The sequence below is a fragment of the Streptomyces sp. NPDC058872 genome (assembly GCF_042743065.1).
Taxonomy (GTDB): Bacteria; Actinomycetota; Actinomycetes; order Streptomycetales; family Streptomycetaceae; genus Streptomyces.
In genome coordinates this window covers 52,025-66,575 of the sequence record NZ_JBHYMK010000001.1, presented here as the reverse complement: position 1 = coordinate 66,575, position 14,551 = coordinate 52,025, and the positions used below count along the sequence as shown (strand labels likewise).

At 71.0% G+C, this 14,551-nt stretch carries 12 protein-coding genes and 2 pseudogenes; 2 read left to right on the top strand and 12 right to left on the bottom strand.

The annotated features are described in order from the left end of the window. Positions 1 to 88 precede the first annotated feature (88 nt). The 6 genes from ACFW22_RS00310 to ACFW22_RS00285 all read right to left on the bottom strand — a co-directional run bounded on the left by ACFW22_RS00310 (position 89) and on the right by ACFW22_RS00285 (position 5,310). The gene (locus ACFW22_RS00310) at positions 89 to 658 is read right to left on the bottom strand and encodes a dienelactone hydrolase family protein (protein WP_386396584.1); all 570 of its coding nucleotides are present in this window, start codon (positions 656 to 658) and stop codon (positions 89 to 91) included. Positions 659 to 705: 47 nt separating this feature from the next. Further along, on the bottom strand, positions 706 to 2,292 hold the full coding sequence (locus ACFW22_RS00305) for a Na+/H+ antiporter (protein WP_386396582.1): 1,587 nt from the start codon (positions 2,290 to 2,292) through the stop codon (positions 706 to 708). Between the two features lie 48 nt (positions 2,293 to 2,340). Continuing rightward, positions 2,341 to 2,808 carry a GNAT family N-acetyltransferase gene (locus ACFW22_RS00300; RefSeq protein WP_386396579.1) on the bottom strand — a complete coding sequence of 156 codons (468 nt, stop codon included), beginning with the start codon at positions 2,806 to 2,808 and terminating at the stop codon, positions 2,341 to 2,343. Continuing rightward, the gene (locus tag ACFW22_RS00295) at positions 2,805 to 3,746 is read right to left on the bottom strand and encodes an RluA family pseudouridine synthase (protein WP_386396576.1); all 942 of its coding nucleotides are present in this window, start codon (positions 3,744 to 3,746) and stop codon (positions 2,805 to 2,807) included. The genes ACFW22_RS00300 and ACFW22_RS00295 overlap by 4 nt, the downstream gene beginning before the upstream one ends. A gap of 29 nt (positions 3,747 to 3,775) precedes the next feature. Continuing rightward, positions 3,776 to 4,396, bottom strand: coding sequence for a signal peptidase II (gene lspA / locus ACFW22_RS00290; RefSeq protein WP_386396573.1), 621 nt, complete (start codon positions 4,394 to 4,396; stop codon positions 3,776 to 3,778). A gap of 80 nt (positions 4,397 to 4,476) precedes the next feature. Continuing rightward, complete coding sequence (locus tag ACFW22_RS00285) at positions 4,477 to 5,310, bottom strand: TraR/DksA family transcriptional regulator (RefSeq protein WP_386396570.1); 834 nt, start codon at positions 5,308 to 5,310, stop codon at positions 4,477 to 4,479. 540 nt (positions 5,311 to 5,850) lie between these two features. Between ACFW22_RS00285 and ileS the strand changes: the two genes are divergently transcribed. Together ileS and ACFW22_RS00275 are read left to right on the top strand one after the other, a co-directional pair. Beyond that, positions 5,851 to 8,982, top strand: a complete 3,132-nt coding sequence (gene ileS / locus ACFW22_RS00280) for an isoleucine--tRNA ligase (RefSeq protein WP_386396567.1) — start codon at positions 5,851 to 5,853, stop codon at positions 8,980 to 8,982. A 238-nt stretch (positions 8,983 to 9,220) separates the two neighbouring features. After that, positions 9,221 to 9,952: pseudogene (locus ACFW22_RS00275) on the top strand (hypothetical protein); the annotation flags it as partial. 393 nt (positions 9,953 to 10,345) lie between these two features. On the opposite strand, the pseudogene ACFW22_RS00270 reads toward ACFW22_RS00275, so the two are convergent. The 6 genes and pseudogenes from ACFW22_RS00270 to ftsZ all read right to left on the bottom strand — a co-directional run. Beyond that, a pseudogene (locus ACFW22_RS00270) lies at positions 10,346 to 10,477 on the bottom strand (DivIVA domain-containing protein); the annotation flags it as partial. Between the two features lie 55 nt (positions 10,478 to 10,532). Further along, the gene (locus tag ACFW22_RS00265; protein ID WP_386396564.1) at positions 10,533 to 10,823 is read right to left on the bottom strand and encodes a YggT family protein; all 291 of its coding nucleotides are present in this window, start codon (positions 10,821 to 10,823) and stop codon (positions 10,533 to 10,535) included. Positions 10,824 to 10,903: 80 nt separating this feature from the next. After that, the gene (locus ACFW22_RS00260) at positions 10,904 to 11,524 is read right to left on the bottom strand and encodes a cell division protein SepF (RefSeq protein ID WP_384879622.1); all 621 of its coding nucleotides are present in this window, start codon (positions 11,522 to 11,524) and stop codon (positions 10,904 to 10,906) included. A 122-nt stretch (positions 11,525 to 11,646) separates the two neighbouring features. Then, positions 11,647 to 12,366, bottom strand: coding sequence for a YggS family pyridoxal phosphate-dependent enzyme (locus ACFW22_RS00255; RefSeq protein ID WP_386396560.1), 720 nt, complete (start codon positions 12,364 to 12,366; stop codon positions 11,647 to 11,649). Between the two features lie 8 nt (positions 12,367 to 12,374). After that, positions 12,375 to 13,103, bottom strand: a complete 729-nt coding sequence (pgeF, locus tag ACFW22_RS00250) for a peptidoglycan editing factor PgeF (RefSeq protein ID WP_386396558.1) — start codon at positions 13,101 to 13,103, stop codon at positions 12,375 to 12,377. Continuing rightward, positions 13,100 to 14,314, bottom strand: coding sequence for a cell division protein FtsZ (ftsZ, locus tag ACFW22_RS00245; protein WP_386396556.1), 1,215 nt, complete (start codon positions 14,312 to 14,314; stop codon positions 13,100 to 13,102). The genes pgeF and ftsZ overlap by 4 nt, the downstream gene beginning before the upstream one ends. Positions 14,315 to 14,551: the final 237 nt, after the last annotated feature.

The following is a 14,551-nucleotide window of genomic DNA, read 5'->3' as shown; positions in this document are numbered from 1 at the left end:
CGGACCGCCGGCGGACGGGGGGTGGCCCCGGGGACGGCCGGCCCGGGGGCCACCCCCTTCGCCGCGCCCCGGGGCGCGGGCGCTGCTCCTACAGGCCGTCGAGGAAGGCCAGCGCCACCGACCAGGTCCGCTCGGCCGCCTCCTCGTCCCAGTCGGGCAGCTCGGGGTCCGTGTAGATGTGCCCCGCCCCCCGGTAGCGGTAGACCTCCACCTCCGCCCCGGCCCTGCGCATCTGGAGGTACCAGGAGGACAACCAGTCGTCGGTCTCGAAGGGGTCCGGCTCGGCCACGTGCAGTTGGACCGGCAGCTCGTCGACCGAGGCCGACTCCGCGAGGTCCGAGGTGCCGTGGAACAACAGCAGTCCGCGCGCCTTCTCGTCCCCGAGCGCCAAGGTCTGCGCGATCGAGGCCCCGAGGGAGAGGCCCATGTAGACCAGCCCCCGCTCGGAGTAGGGAGCGGCGGCCAGGACCGCCCGCTTGAGCAGCTCGTCCTTGCCGATCTCGTCCCGGAGCGCCACGCCCTCCTCCACGGTCCCGACCGTCCGGCCCCCGTAGAGGTCCGGGGTCCAGACCTGGTGCCCGGCGGCCCGGAGCCGCTCGGCGGCGGCCTCGACGGAAGGGGTCAGCCCGTAGGCCGAGTGGAAGAGCATGATGTCCATGCGCTCCATCCTGCCACCCGCCGCCGGCGGGCCCCGGCCACCGCCCGTCACCGCATGCTGCGCACGTCCAGCTGCCGCAGCACCCGGTCCACCACCTCGGGGTCGACCCCCGGCTCGCTGCGCGCCGAGAGGACCTCGTGCCGGGCCGCCGACATCAGCTCCCGCTGGATCCGCTGCACCGCCTTGAACCTCTTCGTGCGCTCCACGAACGCGGCCCGCCGCTCGTCGTCCACCATGTCGGGACTGATCCGCGCCCCGATGTCGTACGCCCCGCGCAGCAGTCGCTCCTGCACCTCCTCGGGAAGCTCCTCCACCTCTTCGATCTCCTTGAGCCGGCGCTTGGCCGCCTTCGCCGCCCGGACGGCGAGCCGGCGCTCCAGGGCCCGCTCGGCATCGGTGTCGGCCCGCACCCCGAGCCGCTTGACCAAGGACGGCAGGGTGAGCCCCTGGAAGACGAGCGTGGCGATGATCACACAGAAGGCGATGAAGACGATCTCCTCGCGGCCGGGGAAGGGGGCTCCGTCCTCGGTGCGGAGCGGAATGGCGAGGGCCAGCGCGACCGAGGCCACCCCGCGCATCCCCGCCCACCACATGACGACGGTCTCCCGCCAGCTCATGGGGATCTCCTCGTCGACGTCCCGGAGCCCGTGCAGCTTCTTCGCCAGCCAGGTGGCGGGGAGCAGCCACAGCAATCTGACCCCGACGACCACGCCGACCACGGCGGCGCCCCAGCCGAGCATCTGCCGGCCGCGCCCCTCGGCCACCCCGAAGACCTGGACGAGTTCCAAACCGATGAGGCCGAAGGCGATGCCGGTGACGAGGGTGTCGACGATCTGCCAGAAGGTCTGTCCCGCGAGGCGCCCCATGACGTCGTCGGCGTCGGCCGCGTGCTCGGCCAGGAAGAGCGCGGTGACCAGGACGGCAAGCACTCCGGAGCCGTGCAGTTCCTCGGCGAGGACGTAGCTCACGAAGGGGACGAGGAGCGTCAGGCCGGTCTGCAGGGTGGCGTCACCGAGGAGGCCGATCAGCTTGTGGGACAGCCAGCCGAGCGCCAGCCCCACGATCACGGCGACCACGGCGGAGAGCACGAACTCGCCGAGCGCCTCGGGCCAGGAGAAGGCACCGCTGACGGCGGCGGCGACCGCCACGTGGTAGAGCACGATCGCGGTCACGTCGTTGAAGAGGCCCTCGCCCTCCAGGATCGACACGAGCCGGCGGGGCAGTCCGAGCGAGCCCGCGACGGCGGTCGCGGCGACCGGGTCCGGAGGTGCGACGAGGGCGCCGAGCACGAACGCCGCGGCCAGTGGGAGGCCGGGCACCAGCGCGTGCGCCACCGTGCCGACGGCGGCCGTGGTGACGAAGACCAGGGCCACCGCGAGCAGGAAGATGGGCCGCTTGTTGGCTGCGAACTGTCGCCAGGAGGTCCGCTGCACCGAGGCGTACAACAGGGGCGGCAGCACCAGCGGGAGGATGAGCTCGGGCGGGATCTCGACGTTCGGCACGAACGGCAGGAAGGCCAGCACGATCCCGACGAGGGTCATCAGGACGGGCGCGGGAAGCCCCAGCCGGTCGCCGAGGGGCACGGTGAGCAGGGCACCGAGGAGCAGCAGGAAGAGCAGGGCCAATTGATCCACGGCCCCACCCTGCCACGTACGTCCGTTTTGGGACTGAAGGCCCCGTTTTTAAAGCTTTCTGCGCATCGCCCGGTGCGGCATGCCCGCGTCGGGGAACTCGGGGCCGTACGCCTCGTAGCCGAGGCGCTCGTAGAAGCCCGTCGCCTGTGTCTGTGCGTGCAGGTCGACCGCGGCCAGGCCCCGGTCGCGCGCCGCGTCCTCGATCGCCCGGACCACGGCGGCGCCCACCCCGAGGCCTCGTGCCGCCTTGGTGACCGCGAGCCGGCCGAGGGAGCCGACCGAGGCGTCGGCGCCGGTCTTGCCGACCGCGTCCGCCCCGTACAGCAGGCGCCCGGTGCCGAGCGGAAGCCCGTCCGTGCGGACGGCGAGGACGTGCACCGCCGTGGCGTCGTACGGGTCGTACTCCAGCTCCTGTGGAACCCCCTGCTCGATGACGAACACCTCCCGGCGGACCGCGAAGCAGTCCTCCCGATCGGCGTCGCCCACGGCCTCCCGCACGACGTACGCGACGGTCACCGGCTCTCCGCCTCGATCCGGTCCAGGGCCTTCTGCAGGTCCTCGGGGTAGGTGCTGGCGAACTCGACCCAGGAACCGTCACCGGGGTGCTCGAAGCCGAGCCGGACGGCGTGCAGCCACTGCCGGGTCAGACCGAGGCGCTTGGCCATGGTCGGGTCGGCCCCGTAGGTGAGGTCGCCGACGCAGGGGTGGCGGTGCGCAGACATGTGCACCCGGATCTGGTGGGTGCGCCCCGTCTCCAGCTTGATGTCGAGCAGCGAGGCCGCCCGGTACGCCTCGATGAGGTCGTAGTGCGTCACGGAGGGCTTGCCGTCCGCGGTGACCGCCCACTTGTAGTCGTGGTTCGGGTGCCGGCCGATCGGAGCGTCGATGGTGCCGCTCATCGGGTCGGGGTGCCCCTGGACGAGCGCGTGGTAGCGCTTGTCGACCGTGCGCTCCTTGAACTGGCGCTTGAGCGAGGTGTACGCGTACTCCGACTTCGCGACCACCATCAGGCCGGAGGTGCCGACGTCGAGGCGGTGCACGATGCCCTGGCGCTCCGCGGCGCCGGAGGTGGAGATGCGGTAGCCGGCGGCGGCGAGACCGCCGATGACGGTGGTGCCGGTCCAGCCGGGGCTGGGGTGGGCGGCGACGCCGATCGGCTTCGTGATCACGACGATGTCGTCGTCGTCGTGGACGATCTCCATGCCCTCGACGGGCTCGGCGACGATCTGTACCGGCGCCGGCGCGCCCGGCATCTCGACCTCGAGCCATGCGCCACCGCTGACCCGCTCGGACTTGCCGACGACCGAACCGTCGACCTGGACCTTCCCTGCGGCGGCCAGTTCGGCCGCCTTCGTACGGGAGAACCCGAACATGCGGGCGATGGCGGCGTCGACGCGCTCGCCCTCCAGGCCATCGGGAACGGGCAGCGTGCGGATCTCGGGACTCGTGCTCACCCGTCGAGTATGCCTTGTGTCGGAAGCGGTCAGTCCTTGTGGACGGTGCCGTCCGGGTCCAGGCCCCGGAACGAGAGGAGGACGATCAGGATGCCTCCGCAGACGATCGCCGAGTCGGCCAGGTTGAAGACCGCGAAGTGCGCGGGGGCGATGAAGTCCACGACCGCGCCCTCGAAGATCCCCGGCGAACGGAAGATCCGGTCCGTCAGGTTCCCGAGCGCACCACCGAGCAGCAGGCCGAGCGCGATCGCCCAGGGCAGGCTGTAGAGCTTTCGCGCCAGACGGATGATGACCACGATCACGGCGACCGCGATGCAGGTGAAGATGATCGTGAAGGCCTCGCCCATGCCGAAGGCGGCACCCGGGTTCCGGATGGCGTCGAGCCGCAGCAGGTCACCGACCAGCTGGATCGGCTCGCGGCCCTCCAGCTCGGCGACGACCAGCATCTTGCTGCCGAGGTCGAGCAGGTAGGCCAGCACGGCCACGACGAACAGCGCGACGATCCTCCGCCTGCCCCGGGGCCGCTCCTCGGGAGCGGCCGTGTCGTCGGGGGCCGGCGTGCCGTCGTGGGCCTGCGTCTCGTCGGCGGGGGCCGTCCCGTCGGCCCCTGCTGAATCCGGCGTACCGATGATGCGCTCCGCCTCTGCCACGTGAGTGAGTCCCTAGACCTCGATGTCCGACCGTGCACCGAGGGTACGGCACGGGCGTGCGGGACCGGCAGCGGAGACCGTCAGCCGCGCCGCTCCTGCCGTTGCTTGTCCTGCACGCAGAGCGTGGCCCGCGGGAAGGCCTGCATCCGCGCCTTCCCGATCGGCTTGCCGCACACCTCGCACAGGCCGTACGTGCCCGCGTCGAGCCGCTCCAGGGCGTGCTCGGTCTGCTCCAGCATCTCGCGGGCGTTCGCCGCGAGGGCCAGCTCGTGCTCGCGGGTGATGTTCTTGGTCCCCGTGTCGGCCTGGTCGTCCCCGGCTCCGTCGCCGGAGTCCCACATCAGGCCGGTCAGCTCCTCCTCGGAGTGGGCGAGCTCGCTGCGGAGCCTCAGCACCTCCGCCTGGAGTTCGTTGCGGGCCTCCGCCACCTCCTCCGGCGTCCAGGGTTCCTCTCCGGGACGCACCGCGAGTTCGTCGGCGCCCGCCGGGGCCGCCGCTTCGTCCTCGACGGTCGTGACGCCCCCCGCGGTCTTCTTCGCTGCCACCGACCTGGCTCCTGTCTGCTTCTTCGCGGCGGGCGCCTTCTTGGCGGCCGCCGCCTTCGCCGTCGGCTTCTTCGCCGTGGTCCTCTTCGCCGTGGTCCTCTTCGCCGTGGACGTCCCCGCGGGGGCCTCCGCGCCGGTCTTCCGCGTGTCGCCGTCGCCGTCGCCGGAAGCGCCGCCCGCAGCCTTCCCCGCCGGCTCCCCGGCCGTCTGCGTGGCCTTCTTCCCGACCGCCTTCGTGGCCTTCTTCCTGCCGGCCGCCGGCTTCTTCGCCACCGCCGACTTCTTCCCGGCCACGTCCTTGGCTCCTTCGGCGGCACCGGTGGGGCCGGTGGCCGATGACTTCTTCGCAGCGGTCTTCTTCGCCACCATGTCGCGGCCCCTTCACATTTTGTGATCTTGCTCGCGCACCGTGCTGGGACGATAAATCGGCCCCGGGCCCTCGGCAACGGGGCACGCCGCCGTTCCCGCCCGCCCCGCTCCCCGCGGGACGGGCCCGTCCCGTTCGTACCCGGCTCCCCGGCAGGTCACCCGTCCCGCCGCTCCCCCGGATGGCCGCATCAGAAGTCCGACCGGGTCGGTGTGGCCATTCGGGTCACGGAAAAACCGGTCCGCCGTCCGCCCCGGCGCCCCGTACACTGGGGCCAGCGAAAGGCGTGGACGGGGACGAGTAGCGTCGCAAGCAGCCATGAGCGACCCGGGGACGGTGAGAGCCCGGGGGCGAGCCCGATGTGAAGCATCACCCCGGAGCCGTCGGAAGAAAGCCGCGGTGACAAGCGGTGACTAGAACCGGCTTCGCGACCCCAATGAGGGGGCTCGGGACGATCACGTCCGGGGCCAAGGAGGGTGGTACCGCGGGAGCAGCGCTCTCGTCCCTCCGACGGAAGAGAATCGTCCGCCGGAGGAAGATCGATGTCGCAGTACCGTCAGGTGCCAGCCCAGGTCGACCTGCCCGCGCTTGAGCACGCCGTGCTCGATTTCTGGCGCGAGAGCAAGGTCTTCGCGAAGACCCTGGAACAGTCCGAGGGACGCCCCGAGTGGGTGTTCTACGAGGGCCCGCCCACCGCCAACGGCATGCCCGGTGCCCATCACATCGAGGCCCGGGTCTTCAAGGACGTCTTCCCCCGCTTCCGGACCATGCGCGGCTACCACGTGGCCCGCAAGGCCGGCTGGGACTGCCACGGCCTGCCGGTCGAGCTCGCCGTCGAGAAGGAGCTCGGCTTCTCCGGCAAGAAGGACATCGAGGCCTACGGAATCGCCGAGTTCAACGCCAAGTGCCGCGAGTCCGTGACCCGGCACACCGATGCCTTCGCCGAGCTGACGACCCGGATGGGCTACTGGGTCGACCTCGACGACGCGTACCGGACCATGAACCCCTCGTACATCGAGTCGGTCTGGTGGTCGCTCAAGCAGATCTTCGACAAGGACCTGCTGGTCCAGGACCACCGCGTCGCCCCCTGGTGCCCCCGTTGCGGCACCGGCCTCTCGGACCACGAGCTGGCCCAGGGGTACGAGACGGTCGTCGACCCCTCCGTGTACGTGCGCTTCCCGCTCACCTCCGGCCCGCTCGCCGGCAAGGCGGCCCTGCTGGTCTGGACGACGACCCCCTGGACCCTGGTGTCCAACACGGCGGTGGCCGCCCACCCCGAGGTCACCTACGTGGTCGCCACCGACGGCGACGAGAGGCTGGTCGTCGCCGAACCCCTGCTGGAGAAGGCGCTCGGCGAGGGCTGGGTGACCACCGGCGAGTCCTTCACGGGCAAGGACATGGAGCGCTGGACCTACCGGCGCCCCTTCGAGCTGGTCGACTTCCCCGCGCCGGCGCACTACGTCGTCAACGCCGAGTACGTGACGACCGAGGACGGTACGGGCCTGGTCCACCAGTCCCCCGCCTTCGGCGAGGACGACCTCAAGGTCTGCAAGGCGTACGACCTCCCGGTCGTGAACCCGGTCCGCGCCGACGGCACCTTCGAGGAGGACGTGCCGCTCGTCGGCGGCGTCTTCTTCAAGAAGGCGGACGAGGCGCTCACCGCCGACCTGGACGCGCGCGGGCTGCTCTTCCGGCACATCGCGTACGAGCACAGCTACCCGCACTGCTGGCGCTGCCACACGGCCCTGCTCTACTACGCGCAGCCGTCCTGGTACATCCGCACGACCGCGGTCAAGGAGCGCATGCTCCAGGAGAACGAGAAGACCAACTGGTTCCCCGAGTCGGTCAAGCACGGCCGCTTCGGCGACTGGTTGACGAACAACGTCGACTGGGCGCTCTCCCGGAACCGCTACTGGGGCACTCCGCTGCCGATCTGGCGCTGCGAGGACGACCACCTGACGTGCGTGGGCTCGCGCGCGGAGCTGACCGAACTGACGGGCACGGACCAGTCCGAGCTCGACCCGCACCGCCCCTACATCGACGCGGTCACCTTCCCCTGCCCCACCTGCTCGAAGACCGCCACGCGCGTGCCGGAGGTCATCGACGCCTGGTACGACTCGGGTTCGATGCCGTTCGCGCAGTACGGCTACCCGTACCAGAACAAGGAACTCTTCGAGTCCCGCTACCCGGCGCAGTTCATCTCCGAGGCGATCGACCAGACCCGCGGCTGGTTCTACACGCTGATGGCGGTCGGCACGCTGGTCTTCGACAAGTCCGCGTACGAGAACGTGGTCTGCCTGGGCCACATCCTCGCCGAGGACGGCCGGAAGATGTCCAAGCACCTGGGCAACATCCTCCAGCCGATCCCGCTCATGGACCAGCACGGCGCCGACGCGGTCCGCTGGTTCATGGCGGCCGGCGGCTCGCCGTGGGCGGCCCGCCGGGTGGGTCACGGCACGATCCAGGAGGTCGTCCGCAAGACGCTGCTGACGTACTGGAACACGGTGGCCTTCCAGGCCCTGTACGCCCGCACGTCGGCCTGGTCCCCCTCCGCCGCCGACCCGACCCCCGCCGAGCGCACGGTCCTCGACCGTTGGCTCCTCTCCGAACTCCACACCCTGGTGGCCGAGGTCACCGAGGCGATGGAGTCGTACGACACCCAGCGGGCCGGCAAGCTCCTCTCGTCCTTCGTCGACGACCTGTCGAACTGGTACGTGCGCCGGTCGCGCCGCCGCTTCTGGCAGGGCGACAAGGCCGCCCTGCGGACCCTCCACGACGTCATCGAGACGGTGACCCGTCTGATGGCCCCGCTGACCCCGTTCATCACGGAGCGGGTCTGGCAGGACCTCGTGGCGCCGGTGACGCCGGACGCCCCGGAGTCCGTGCACCTCGCCACCTGGCCGGAGGCCGACACCGGCCAGATCGACAAGACGCTCTCGGAGCAGATGCTGCTGGTCCGCCGCCTGGTGGAGCTGGGGCGGGCGACGCGGGCGGAGTCCGGCGTGAAGACGCGTCAGCCGCTGTCCCGCGCCCTCGTGGCGGCGACGGGCTTCTCCGCCCTCTCCCCCGAGCTCCGGGCCCAGATCACCGAGGAGCTGAACGTCTCCTCGGTGGCGTCCCTGTCGGAGGTCGGCGGGTCGCTCGTCGACACGACGGCGAAGGCGAACTTCCGCGCCCTCGGCAAGCGCTTCGGCAAGGGCGTCCAGGACGTGGCCAAGGCGGTCGCGGCGGCGGACGCGGCGGCACTGTCGCTGGCTCTGCGGGACGGAGAGGCACTCCTCTCGGTGAACGGCGAGGAGATCACCGTCACCCCGGAGGAGATCATCATCACGGAGACCCCCCGCGAGGGCTGGTCGGTGGCCTCCGACGCGGGCGCGACGGTCGCGCTCGACCTGGAGATCACTCCGGAGCTGCGGCGCGCGGGGCTCGCCCGTGACGCGATCCGGCTGATCCAGGAGGCCCGCAAGAACAGCGGCCTGGACGTCGCCGACCGCATCGCCCTGCGCTGGCAGGCGGACTCCCCGGAGACGGTGGAGGCCCTGACGGCCCACGCGGGCCTGATCGCGGACGAGGTCTTGGCGACGGACTACGCCCCGGGCGAGGCCGACGCCACCTACGGCTCCCCCTTCACGGACGAGTCCCTGACCCTCACGTTCCGCCTCCGCAAGGCCTGAGCACTGCGTCGAAGGGCCCGGCTCCCCCGAGGAAGGGGGCCGGGCCCTTCGGCGTTCGCCCTCCCGGTTTCCCGGAGCTTGCCGCGAGCGGCTGCTCCGCAGGACCGGGGCGGACGGGTCCGCCGGCGGGGCGCTTCCCCCGGGGGGAGGGAACCGCGGGCCGGGCAGGCCGAAGGGCCGGCCCCCCGGGGAGGGGGACCGGCCCTTCAGACTGCCGTCGGCTACGCGCTCAGCACGCGTGCGAGCCGCGTCAGTTGTCGTCCTCGTCGATCAGGAAGCCCCGCATCGGCGCCGGCGCCTGCTGCATCGGCTGGGGCGCCTGGGGACGGACCGGAGCCATCGGCTGGGTCATCGCCGGGGACATCTGCTGCTGGCCACCGTAGGAGGGTGCACCGCCCATCGACGGCGCGCCGCCCATGCCGCTGCTGCCGCCGTAGGACGGGGCGCTCGCACTCGCCGAGGCCATCGACGGGGCCGGCGGCAGCGAAGCCGTGGCCGGGGTGCGCGGCGGGGCCAGCGAGTCGTCCGCCTGGGTCTCCAGCTGACGCAGCTGCGACTCCAGGTAGGACTTCAGACGCGTGCGGTACTCGCGCTCGAAGCCGCGCAGGTCCTCGACCTTGCGCTCCAGCGTCGCGCGGGCGGACTCGAGGGAGCCCATGGCGACGCGGTGCTTCTCCTGGGCGTCCCGCTCAAGGGCGTCCGCCTTGGCGCGGGCGTCCCGCTCCAAGCCCTCGGCACGGGAGCGCGCCTCGCCGACGATCTTGTTGGCCTCGGAACGCGCCTCGGCGATCGCCTGGTCGGCGGTCTGCTGGGCGAGCGAGAGGACACGCGCGGCGCTGTCGCCGCCGGGGCCCTGGGCGGGCTGCTGCATCTGCTGCTGCGGGTGCCCCATCGGGCCACCCTGCATCGGACCGCCCTGCATGGGGCCACCCTGCATCGGACCGCCCTGCATGGGGCCACCCTGCATCGGGCCACCCTGCATCGGGCCACCCTGCATGGGGCCGCCCTGCATCGGACCGCCCTGCATCGGACCGCCCTGCATCGGACCGCCCTGCATGGGGCCACCCTGCATCGGACCGCCCTGCATGGGGCCACCCTGCATGGGGCCGGCCGGAAGCTGCGGGGCGCCGGAGGGCAGCTGCGGCGGGCCCATCTGCGGCGGCTGCTGCTGGACCGGCGGTCCGGATATGGCCGCGGGCACGGGTGCGCCGGGACCCCCGGGCCCCCCAGGACCCGCCTGGCCCCCTGGGCCTCCCGGTCCGCCGGGACGGTCCTGCGGCTCCGGAGGCTTGCGCATGCCCTGCTGCTGATTCTGCGCGGCGGCACGCGTCGCAGCGGCCAGCTTGGCGCGCAGGTCCTCGTTCTCGCGGAGCAGGCGGGTCAGCTCGGCCTCGACCTCATCGAGGAAGGCATCAACCTCGTCCTCGTCATAACCTTCTCGGAGGCGGACCGTCGTGAACTGCTTGTTCCGCACGTCCTCGGGGGTCAGCGGCATCTCTTCTTCACCTCTACGTAGTCGTCGGCAGTCGGCAAGACCGTATCGTCCACATTCACCTCGTGAAGTTGCTCACGATAGAGATCAAGATGTAGACGATGATCATCAGAACGAAGAAGGACAGGTCGAGTGCCACGCCCCCGAGACGCAACGGCGGGATGAGCCGCCGTAGAAGCTTGAGCGGTGGATCGGTGACAGTGTAGGTGGCCTCAAGGACGACCACCATCGCCTTACCGGGTTGCCATGAACGGGCGAACTGGAAGACGTAGTCCATGACAAGCCGGACGACGAGGAGGACCAGGAAGCACATCAGCACGATGTAGACCACTTGTAGTGCGACGCCCATCCCGCGCTTCCCTCTCCCCTGGCTTCTGTGCTCTCGCTTGTCCGGCCGCCTCGCGACCGGTCCGTCCGGTTCTTGTGTTCTCAGCTCTGGTTGAAGAATCCGCCCTCTGCGATCCGGGCCTTGTCCTCCGCCGTGACATCGACGTTAGCAGGCGACAACAGGAACACCTTCTGCGTCACTCGCTCAATGCTGCCATGGAGCCCGAAGACGAGTCCGGCGGCAAAGTCGACAAGTCGCTTCGCGTCCGTGTCGTCCATCTCCGTGAGGTTCATGATCACCGGAGTGCCCTCGCGGAAGTGTTCCCCGATGGTACGGGCCTCGTTGTAGGTCCGGGGATGCAGCGTGGTGATGCGGTAGGGCTCCCGCTCGGACACGACCTTGGGCATGATCACCGGTGCGCTCTTCTCCAGGCTCGGGCGTTCGGGTGTGATGGACGCCACGGGGGCAATTCGGGCCGGACGACCGCTTTCGGCGAGTACGGGGACGGAATGGGCGACCGGCTCACGAGGGGCCGGCGGTTGCGCCACCCGCACCGGCTCCTCCCGCTCCACCTGGCGCGGGGGGGTGTGACGTCGGTCGCGCTCGGGCTCCGGCTCCAGCTCGGGTTCGAAGTCGTCGTCGGGGTCGAAGCCCCGGCCGTCGTACCCATCGTCCTCCACGAGGCCGAGGTAGACCGCCATCTTGCGCATCGCGCCGGCCATTCTCTGAGTCCTCCGCTCTGTGGTGGATCGGCCTTGTCACCAAGTGCCGGCGATCCACGGGGCACTCCGCCGTTCTGCGGAATGACCATATTTTCTGCTGTGGTCCGACTTGCTTCGCGACGTTACCCGAGCTTCGGGCGGACGCCGAGCACCGCCGTACCGACGCGTACGTGTGTCGCCCCGGCCGCGACGGCCTCTTCGAGGTCCGCGCTCATCCCTGCTGACACCATGTTCGCAGCCGGACGGGTCGCGCGCAGGGCAGTCGACAAATCCATCAGGCGGTCGAAGGCTGCCCGTTGCCGGCCGGCGTACCGCCCCGCCAGCGGGGCGACGGTCATCAGCCCGGCCAGCCGGAGACCGGGGGCCTGGTCCACGGCGTGCGCCAACTCCTCGACCCCGTCCGGCGCGATGCCTCCGCGGTCGCCCCGCTCGCCGGACTCGGCGTCGAGCGCGACCTGGATCAGACAGCCGAGCTCGCGCCCCGCCCTCTCCGCAGCCCCAGAGAGGGCGGAGACGAGCTTCAAGCGGTCGACAGACTGCACCACATCGGCATAACCCACCACGGATCTGACCTTGTTGGTCTGCAGCTGGCCGACGAAGTGCCAGGTCAGGTCGAGGTCGGCGCAGGCCGCCGCCTTGGGGGCGGCGTCCTGGTCCCGGTTCTCCGCGACGTGGCGCACCCCGAGCTCGTGCAGGAGTCTGACGTCGCTCGCAGGGTAGGTCTTGGTGACCACGATCAGGGTCACCTCGTCACGGCCGCGACCGGCAGCGGCGCACGCGGCAGCGATGCGCTCTTCCACCCGGGCGAGGTTCGCGGCGAGTTCCGACTTGCGGTCCGTCATGTCTCTTCTCAGTCCAACCAGACATATCCCGCGAGTCGCCCCGTGGTGCGATCGCGGCGGTACGAGTAGTGGTCGCGCGATTCCAGGGTGCAGACACCGGCGTCCTCGACGTCCCGGACACCGAGCCGCTCCAACTGTGCACGCACTCCGGCACCGACGTCGACGGCGGGAGTGCCCCACGAGGTCTCGGCGCGGGCCGCCGGTTCCACGGCGGCGACCTCGGCGCGCATCGCCTCCGGCACCTCGTAGCACCGGCCGCACACGGACGGGCCGGTGCGGGCGACGATCCGGGCGGGTTCGGCACCGAGCCGCACCATCGCCCCGACCGCGGCGGGGACGACTCCGGCGACCATTCCGGGGCGCCCGGCGTGGGCCGCGGCGGCGACCCCGGCGACGGGATCGGCCAGCAGGACGGGGACGCAGTCGGCAGTGAGGACGGCGAGACCGAGGCCGCTCCGGGCGGTGACGACCGCGTCGACCGACGGGACCGCCGCATCTCCCCACGGTCCGTCGACCACGGCGACACCTGCACCGTGCACCTGGTTCATCCAGACCACCCGCGCCGGGTCGAGCCCGAGGGCTCCGGCCGCAGCCGCCCGGTTGGCGAGCACGGCCGCGGGCGCGTCCCCGACCGCTCCACCCAGGTTGAGCTCCTCGTACGGAACGGCGCTCACCCCGCCCCACCGGTCGGTGAAGGCGAAGTGGGCGCCGTTCGCGTCGAAGCGCTGCCCTATCACTTCAGGAAATCCGGAACGTCCAGTTCCTCAGCCTGGCTGTCCGCGTACGGACGGGCCGGCGGAACCGCCGGCGGGGTCGGCGGCAGCGGGGCCTCGTTGACCACCGGGGTGGGCTCGACCGGCGCCGGGGCCGGCTCCTCGCGCGGGGCGACGGTGCCGAGACCGCCCAGCGGGCGGGGGGTCTCGGTGACGCGGGGTGCCGGGGCCGGCTCCTCGCGCTTGGCGGAGACCGAGCCGATGATGTTGTCGCGGCGGGCCGGCGGCTGGCCGCCGTCGAAACCGGCCGCGATGACCGTGACCCGCACCTCGTCACCGAGCGCGTCGTCGATGACCGCGCCGAAGATGATGTTGGCCTCGGGGTGGGCGGCCTCGCTGACCAGTTGCGCGGCCTCGTTGATCTCGAAGAGTCCGAGGTCGCTGCCGCCGGAGATGGAGAGCAGGACGCCGCGGGCGCCGTCGATGGACGCCTCCAGGAGCGGCGAGGAGATCGCCATCTCGGCGGCGGCCACCGCACGGTCGTCGCCGCGGGCGGAGCCGATGCCCATGAGCGCGGAACCGGCCTCGGACATGACCGACTTGACGTCGGCGAAGTCGAGGTTGATGAGGCCCGGGGTGGTGATCAGGTCGGTGATGCCCTGGACACCGCTGAGGAGCACCTGGTCGGCCGACTTGAAGGCGTCGAGCACGGAGACCTGGCGGTCCGAGATCGAGAGCAGTCGGTCGTTGGGGATGACGATGAGGGTGTCGACCTCTTCACGGAGCTCGGCGATGCCGTCCTCCGCCTGGTTGGCGCGACGGCGGCCCTCGAAGGTGAACGGTCGGGTGACCACACCGATCGTCAGGGCGCCGAGCGAGCGCGCGATGTTGGCGACGACGGGGGCTCCGCCGGTGCCGGTGCCGCCGCCTTCGCCGGCGGTGACGAAGACCATGTCGGCCCCCTTGAGGACCTCCTCGATCTCCTCGCGGTGGTCCTCTGCCGCCTTGCGGCCGACTGCCGGGTTGGCCCCGGCCCCGAGGCCACGGGTCAGTTCACGGCCGACGTCAAGCTTGACGTCGGCATCGCTCATCAACAGCGCCTGCGCGTCGGTGTTGATGGCGATGAACTCGACGCCCTTGAGACCGACCTCGATCATTCGGTTGATGGCATTGACACCACCGCCGCCGACACCGATGACCTTGATGACTGCGAGGTAGTTCTGCGGTGCTGCCACGTCGAAGGCCTCTCGCCTCGAGTTACGTGTCGTCGCCGCGCGGTTGGCCGCGCGACTCCGACGGATGCCGATTGGGACGGTCCAAAACGCCGACCCGAACCCTAACGTTGAAGTTTAGGGTTACTAGTGTCGCTGTTCGCTGGACTCTTCCGAACAGGACACTAAGTCGACAAGCGGCGCGCGTTCAACGAACACGCCGAACCTCCCGTTTTTCTTTTCACCCTATGTGATCACCCG

Bases quoted from the DNA above. Each gene is read 5' to 3' on its own strand.
- ACFW22_RS00310 (WP_386396584.1), bottom strand. From the start codon at position 658: ATGGACATCATGCTCTTCCACTCGGCCTACGGGCTGACCCCTTCCGTC.
- ACFW22_RS00265 (WP_386396564.1), bottom strand. From the start codon at position 10,823: ATGGGCGTCGCACTACAAGTGGTCTACATCGTGCTGATGTGCTTCCTG.
- ACFW22_RS00285 (WP_386396570.1), bottom strand. From the start codon at position 5,310: ATGGTGGCGAAGAAGACCGCTGCGAAGAAGTCATCGGCCACCGGCCCC.
- ACFW22_RS00260 (WP_384879622.1), bottom strand. From the start codon at position 11,524: ATGGCCGGCGCGATGCGCAAGATGGCGGTCTACCTCGGCCTCGTGGAG.
- ileS (WP_386396567.1), top strand. From the start codon at position 5,851: ATGTCGCAGTACCGTCAGGTGCCAGCCCAGGTCGACCTGCCCGCGCTT.
- ACFW22_RS00255 (WP_386396560.1), bottom strand. From the start codon at position 12,366: ATGACGGACCGCAAGTCGGAACTCGCCGCGAACCTCGCCCGGGTGGAA.